The organism is Chamaesiphon sp. VAR_69_metabat_338 (assembly GCF_031423935.1).
GTDB lineage: Bacteria > Cyanobacteriota > Cyanobacteriia > Cyanobacteriales > Chamaesiphonaceae > Chamaesiphon.
The window spans coordinates 1-7,439 of the sequence record NZ_JANPGM010000299.1 but is presented as its reverse complement, the minus strand read 5'-3'; the positions used below and the strand labels follow the sequence as shown (position 1 = coordinate 7,439).

The following is a 7,439-nucleotide window of genomic DNA, read 5'->3' as shown; positions in this document are numbered from 1 at the left end:
CGTTCGATGGCGGCAAACACGTCTAATGACTCTACTGCTGTCGGCGCAACCTCAGCTTCGACAACGCGATCGATAAATCGCTGCGTCCGAGGATCGCCGAGAATACTGGAATAGCTGTCATCCGTTAAGAGTTCGTCGGCTAAGTAGGAGTGGTTTTGTTGTAACATTGGTAGATCTCTGACGCAACATGAGGTGATACGAGATGGTCGATCGAGCCGTTGAATCTAGCGATTTCTTTCACGATGCTGCTGCTCAGGAAACCGTATTCCGTGGAAGTTGCTAAAAATACCGTCTCGATTTCTGTAGATAGGGTCTTATTCGTGTGTGCCATTTGCAGTTCTTTCTCGAAATCAGATAGCACTCGGAGTCCTCTGAGCAGAACGCCCGCGCCGATTAGATTAGCGTAAGTAACGGTCAATCCATCAAAGCTATCTACTTCTACTTGGGGTAAATGTTTGGTAGCCGTGCGAATTTGACAAAGACGTTGTTCGACTGTAAATAATGGTGTTTTACCAGGATTTCGTAGTACTGCTACTACGACTCGATCGAACAATTTACTGCCCCGTTCGATAATATCTAAATGACCGAGTGTAATCGGATCGAAACTACCAGGGTAAATCGCAATCACTATTTGGCTGGGGTTAATTCGTTATTCAGAAAAATTAAGATCTGTGATTAAATCCTAGTTTATAAACAATCTACGATCGCTTCTGGGGATATCTCGGATACTTTATCTTTTCTTCATAGTTCGATCGACAAAGTTAAGCCGTTAGTAACGGTGGCAATCGCCCCCCAACAGCCGCTCAGTACCTGGATTCGAGCTATTGGAATCGACATCCTAAGCTGAGATCTGGTGAGCTTTTTGATTCGACAATTTAATTCACCAAAAGGCAAATTGCTTTAACCATCAACCTGTTTATCTATATATTTTATACCCTCATCGCATTGCGTCGATCAATCTTCTAATAAACTCGGCATCTGACGCCGATCTTGAGGCATAAAAGCGCGATCTTTTGGTAATGCCGCTACCGCCGCTGTCAACAAGAATTCACCGCGATCGATCGCCGCTTTGAGTTCGATGGCTACTTGTCGCGATCGATAAATACTCGCTAGCGGGGCGACCCTAACAGTTTTACCTTCAATCTTAATCTTGCCCGATTTGAGCTGCTCGTAGCTGACGAGTCCGAATGTCGGTCGGACGCGGCGCGGAATCGAAAAATCCACGATCGGCGCGACGATTTCCCGATCCTGCACCGCACACCGCTGCACGATGTCAGCATTCAAGACAGGAATCGGTACCCCGACACCCAACATCAACGAGGGGCCATAATTTTTGAGATAACAGCCGCGCACCCAGTTGGGATCCATCTGTTTGGCATCGCCAATCAGAGCCAAAGTCGCACCTGGACCGATCGGCGTGCGGTTTTCGCCGCGCTTTTGGAGCGGAAAATGTTGGGTACCTTCCCAGGCAACATAACCGATGCCGCCACCCAACCAAATCCGCGTACCGATGCCGATGACGTCGAGATCGGGATCGTTAAGCAAAGGCGAAATCGCTCCCGTATTAGAGTAGACCGCGTTTCCCAATCGCGGCTGTAAGGGGCCTAAATAGGTGTACAACTGCCGATCTCCCCCATTTACCCCCACGATGAAGTTCTGGTACAAATTACGGGGGTTGTAGAGGTAAAATTGATTGATCGTATCCTTGGTAATGGTGGTATCGAAACTAGTGCGCGGATAACAATCGGTACCTTGACCGATCGCCCGCAGGGCAACACTTTTGCCAGCAATCAAATCGGCAATCACATGCGCGCCACCCCGCTCTTTGCGATCGTCCCCATCGCCGATATCGCCAGCAGCATCGACTAATTGCGTCGCACCGAGATAGAGATCGACCGCCCCAAAGCCAGCATAGGCAGGCACTCCATCTAAGGTACACGATCGAATCTTAATCGGCGGATCGGTATGTCCGAGATTGAGAATGGCTCCCGATGATTCCATCGGTTCAAAGCTACCCGTCGTAATCACATCTACCAGCTCGGCAATTTTGGCGACCCCCAATTCGGCAACTTTCAGCTTTACTTCATCTACCGTCCAGACTATGGCTTGTTTCTGGCTGATTTTATCGTTGATTTGGTCGATCGTTTTCATGGATTAGGGGGTAGGGAGTAGGGAATAGGGGGTAGAGGTGCCCCTGTGGGTAGCCTCAGATCTCGGCTGATACTAGTCTTGATTTGCAAGATGTGAGAGCGTGCTAATCTTGCTTATGCTCGCGCACCGGCAGCGATGAGGAGCGCGGCGGCTTGACGAGCGCGAAAGGATTTCTGGGCTTCGCTCAGAGCAGTCGCCCCCCAATTATTGTGCGGCGTAAAATCCGCGCCATGTTGCAGCAGCAACTCGATGATTTCTAAATCTCCCCGCGCGGCAGCCATCATCAGCGGTGTCCACCCGCCCCGATTGCAGGTATTTACACTCGCACCCCGATCGATTAATAACTTCACCGCGTAAAGATGTCCATTTTCTGCAGCTAGATAGAGAGCCGTATCGTCGATATAATTGGTCGCGTGAAGATCCGCACCTCGTTCGAGGAACTGCGGCAAGACATCGGTTAAACCTTGCCTAGCAGAGATCGCTAGTTCGGTTTCTCGACAGGCATTCCGACCATCCACGGCGGCTCCTCGCGCCAGCAGTAACTCGATGACATCAACTCGACCAGATTCGGTCGCATACATCAAGGCTGTATAGTTAGCAGCATTGCGCGCATCAATCTCCGCTCCAGCATCTAATAGCGCGATCGCCATTGCGGCAAAACCCTCATCCGCTGCCCACATTAGCGGCGTATTTCCTCGTTCGCTGAGTGCGACTTGGCGAGGGCTAATCGTGCCGTAAATATTGGGGTTGGCTCCCTGTGCTAGCAACGACTCAACGAGAGCCAGTTTGCCTTGAAAAATGGCCTGAAGTAGCTGTATTTCTAATGAATCCAAAGATCTGTCCCCTTGCTAATGACTCCAATCCTAGAAGTTTCGTCATCATCTTGCAACTAAGAGCAACATCGATCGTTTGCATGAGAACGAGCAGCTAAAACTGTTGTTTGCTATTTAATCTTTTACCCATAAGGCTAATCCGCCGCTGCGTCCGCGTGCGGCGATGCCGCGATCGCTAGCCCAGAAAAAAGCAAAAAATGGCAAGCTCGCAACTGATAACTTGGCAAAATCTCGTTGACCGCGTTTACCACTGCGAATTTTACCTTGATAAACTTTGACACCCAAAATTTTAAATTGAATATCGGTAAAATCGAATGCTAGTAAATTCTTTTTACCGGGATAACGACACGGGCCACTAAATTGGATGTGAATGCTGCCCACTAATAATTGATTGGTGACAGTGCCCTCGATCGAGTCATCTTGTTGGGTAAAAGTAATCGATGCTGGTATGAATTTTGGTAGATAATAACCCCGCCCCAATTTAATGCCACCGCGTTGTTTGTCCTTACTCGCACCAGTAGCAAAACATAGTCGCCACTCCCCCAGGAGCGATGCCAAGGGAATTACTAGTTTGTCTTTTCTGGCTGCTAGCTCGGCTGCTTGCAAGGCAGTTTTCAGGTCGTCAGCACTCGGTCGATCGGCAGATTGGGCGGCTCGATCGAGGATAGTTTTAAAATCGGCAGTAGATGTATTCACAATATTATCGATCGAGTTGTTATTGAAGCTAAAATCGAGATCGGAACTGAATTTAGGTTTTATATTTAGCTGCATTAATAATGCGCCAGCGCACCAATTGGCGATCGATTTGGCGCAGTAATTGTGTATCTGCTGCTGGTGATTTTAGCGGTGTGGGTTGGTCTTCGAGAAAGCTAAAGGCCGATCGAAATGCTTGTGGCGTAGTTGCAATTGGTGCCTCAAAATGACAGGGAATAATGCGCTCGAAATGCCACTGCGCAACGCGATCCGCCCAGGCGAGCGTTTGCTCGGGAGCGCGATTGAGAATTAATGTTTGCAGAATCGGCGCGACAACTAAGCGGCCATTGCCCTGCAATTCGACAAACTTTTGGTGCCAACCATTTTGCCAGTCGAAGGGATAAATGCCAAAATAGTCGCTTTTGCCACGCTCCGGTGCAGTTAAGGCATCGCGTAAAGTTTGACCCCAGTTACGAATTTCCAGCACGCTGGGCTGGAAATAGAGAGAAAATAGACAGATCCGCTGCCAGCCAGTCAGTCGCTGTGCGGGAGTATCGACGATCGGATCGCTAGCACGATCTCGGGCATGAAATAATAACGGGTAGGGTTCGAGTTCGAGAATAGTGGGTGGTGTCACTGGCAGCGAAACGATCGTATCCGTAACTAATAGTGTCCGCGATCGGCGATGAAAAAAAGCCACTTCGGCAAACTGTCCCGGCCCCAGATCGATCGTGTCGAGAATGGCATAATCAAACTCATCCCCAAAGGGCGTTTGGCTGCTATCTGCGGGTAAAATCTGCGTGCGATCGCGTGGAAACCCCAGCCAGCTTAGAGGGAGATTGACTGGAAAGCTCCACTGATCTGGTGTTATCCAAACTTGCGCCTGGGGAAATTGCCGCGCAAATGGCCCGACAAACACCTTGTGCTCTAACCCCGAAATGGTGGGCAGAATAATATATTTAACGTCGCCATGCAGAGCTACTAGCTCGTTCACCAGTGCGAGACATTCGCCAGTCGGCGCGACGGGAGCATAGACGAGCAACCCGCCACCAGCCAACTTGACGACCGTCATCCGAATCGGCACCACCACATAGAAAATGCCCTGCACCTGCTCGAATGTCCAAATCGTGTCTGGTTCAATTTCCCGCCGGATCGTCCGCCGCTGACTATAAGGGTAGATTGGCAACGTCCACCAAAATCGCCACGATCGATCTGCCGATCCTGTCGCTGTAGTTGAGGTGCTCACTCGTTCGTGCAGAGTCACCCTAAATCCTCCAGCCATACCCGCACTTCCACCGCCATCTTCACAAATTATCCTGCTGCAATCGTTCGCGTTTGCCACCCTCCAATCTGGAGCGAGTGTATCGTCAATTATATCTGCTTATTAGCCCTGAATTTTAGCCGAAAAAGCTTGGCGGAGAGCCGTGAAGATCTTACCATCCATCGTGGTGGCTAGGTGGTAGTTATCGATCGATCTTGCTGGCACTAGTTCGGCGATGCTGCCAGTCGTAAATGCTTCAGTGGCTTGCGCGAGATCGGCGGGAAATAAATCGCGTTCGATCGTTTTGATGCCGAGCTGGGCGGCTAATTCCAAGACAACGTGTCGGGTAATGCCTAGCAACATCCCTCGCTGGGGAGTTAGCAATACACCATTAATAACGCAGAAAAAATTGCTGCGCGTCGCTTCGGTAATATAACCATCGCGATGGGTAAACAGAATATCGTCATAGTCCGCGCCCGCCACTTGACGCGCCGCATAAAAACCCGTCAGATAATTGGTAGTCTTGAGCATCGGTAAATCTCGATCGAATGGCACGATTTTTAACCGTTGTCCGGATTGATAAAGATCGAGTCCATAAGGAGCCTCTGGATGCTTGGGCATGACCTCATCCTCAAAAATCATCAAATGTGGCGTGAAACCCTCACAAGCCATATAGCTACTACCACTCGGTCGAGCGCATTCGCCAGCAGTAAGATAAAACTTGATCGCACTGCTGGCATAGCTATTGCGCGCGATGACTTGGCTAGCGATGTCTGCCAGTTCCGTTAATGCTGGCAACGGCAAATCGAGCATCTTAGATCCGCGCTCCAGCCGTTCCAAATGCGCCATCAGATAAAACGGCTTGCCACCGTACACCCGCGCCAGCTCGAACAAAGTTACGCCCCGTGCAAAGCCAAAATCGGTAGGACTAATCCGAATGGTATCGCGTTCTAGATACTGGCCGTCATAATAAGCGATGGGCATAGCGATCGGCTCCTACTTCATACTGTCTGAGTGCCTTGAATTATATCTGCTTTTTCGATCTCAGCGCGATCGATTTACCCCTTTGCGTCCTTCGCGGTACCCACTCCCAACCTCACATCAACGCCACAAACCTTTGCGTCCTTCGCGTTAAAAAAATTCGTTTCGATCGTAAAGCTCTCTCCCCGAACAGGATTGAGATCGGCTCACTAAAAAGAGTTGAGGCGTTATTATGGAAAGCCCCAACTCTTTAATTAGATTTTAATATTTTAGCTAGGGAGCGATACTTGCCAATTTGCTAGGAAGAGTCGGCGCGGCGATCGTTTCTGTCGATTTAGGTAAGAACGATCGAGCATACAAACTAGTTGCCTTACTTTCGCCCACCGCTGTCGGCAAAGCTTCCCGCAGATGAGCGGCTACTGCCGTCGTCGTGATGTCATAGGTTTGCGTCGCCAGCTTGGGATATAAACCGATCCCAATAATCGGAATCAACAGACAGGTTGCGATCGCTAATTCGCGCGGTTTGGCATCCCGCCAAATTTCCTCACTAGCTTCCAGCTTGCCAAAAAATACCCGACGCAACATCGATAGTAAATAAATCGGCGTAATCAACAAGCCTACCGCTGCCAAGAACACGATCCCAATTTTGAACCCATCGCTGTAGACATCGCTAGTCGTCAAGCCCAAGAAAATTGACAACTCGCTGACAAAACCACTCATCCCAGGCAGAGCCAAAGATGCCATCGATGCAAAGGTAAACAGCGCAAACGTCGTCGGCATCGATTTGGCAATCCCACCCATCTTATCCATCGACAGGGTGTGCGTCCGCTCGTAAATCACGCCAGACAAGAAGAATAAGACTGCGGCAATCCCACCGTGAGAAATCATTTGCAGCATCGCGCCATTGACGCCCAGCGCAGTGAATGACGAAATCCCGATCAGCACGAAGCCCATGTGCGAGATCGAAGAATAAGCCAACCGCCGCTTGAGATTGTCCTGCGAAAAAGCAGCTAAAGCACCGTAGATAATATTCACGACACCCAACACCGCCAAGACTGGCGCAAAATAAACATGCGCGTGGGGCAGCATTTCGGCATTCAACCGAATCAGGGCGTAACCGCCCATCTTCAGCAATACCCCTGCCAAAATCATCGAGCCAGGTGCGGGTGCTTCACCGTGGGCATCGGGCAACCAAGTATGAAAGGGGAAAATCGGCAGTTTGACTCCAAAGGCAATCAGCAAACCGGCATAGGCTAATAATTCTAGCCCGATCGGATATTCCTTAAGTCCGAGCGCGGTGATATCAAAAGTCACCGTATCGCCATAAAAAGCTAATCCCAACGCCGCCAGCAAAATAAAGATCGAAGCTAAGGCTGTATATAAAATGAATTTCATTGCTGCATAAAACCGCTGTCCCCCGCCCCAGATCGAAATAATCAGGTAAACCGGAACTAATTCCAGTTCCCAGAGCATAAAGAACATCAGCAAATCCTGTGCCAGAAATACCGCAATCTGCGCGC

Annotated in this window: 7 protein-coding genes; all 7 read right to left on the bottom strand. The window is 49.8% G+C overall.

The genetic code is table 11. The features are described from left to right. Positions 1 to 139: 139 nt before the first annotated feature. On the bottom strand, positions 140 to 628 hold the full coding sequence (gene coaD, locus RMO84_RS08745) for a pantetheine-phosphate adenylyltransferase (RefSeq protein ID WP_310488092.1): 489 nt from the start codon (positions 626 to 628) through the stop codon (positions 140 to 142). A 326-nt stretch (positions 629 to 954) separates the two neighbouring features. Beyond that, positions 955 to 2,151 carry a homocysteine biosynthesis protein gene (locus RMO84_RS08740; protein ID WP_310488091.1) on the bottom strand — a complete coding sequence of 399 codons (1,197 nt, stop codon included), beginning with the start codon at positions 2,149 to 2,151 and terminating at the stop codon, positions 955 to 957. 113 nt (positions 2,152 to 2,264) lie between these two features. Beyond that, on the bottom strand, positions 2,265 to 2,984 hold the full coding sequence (locus RMO84_RS08735) for an ankyrin repeat domain-containing protein (protein ID WP_310488090.1): 720 nt from the start codon (positions 2,982 to 2,984) through the stop codon (positions 2,265 to 2,267). A 114-nt stretch (positions 2,985 to 3,098) separates the two neighbouring features. Further along, positions 3,099 to 3,755 carry a hypothetical protein gene (locus RMO84_RS08730; protein WP_310488089.1) on the bottom strand — a complete coding sequence of 219 codons (657 nt, stop codon included), beginning with the start codon at positions 3,753 to 3,755 and terminating at the stop codon, positions 3,099 to 3,101. Next, positions 3,733 to 4,959, bottom strand: coding sequence for a DUF4336 domain-containing protein (locus RMO84_RS08725; protein WP_396135806.1), 1,227 nt, complete (start codon positions 4,957 to 4,959; stop codon positions 3,733 to 3,735). The genes RMO84_RS08730 and RMO84_RS08725 overlap by 23 nt, the downstream gene beginning before the upstream one ends. Positions 4,960 to 5,061: 102 nt before the next feature. After that, complete coding sequence (locus tag RMO84_RS08720) at positions 5,062 to 5,922, bottom strand: aminotransferase class IV (protein WP_310488087.1); 861 nt, start codon at positions 5,920 to 5,922, stop codon at positions 5,062 to 5,064. 270 nt (positions 5,923 to 6,192) lie between these two features. Beyond that, on the bottom strand, positions 6,193 to 7,439 hold a 1,247-nt coding region (locus RMO84_RS08715; RefSeq protein WP_310488086.1), incomplete at its 5' end, for an NAD(P)H-quinone oxidoreductase subunit 4.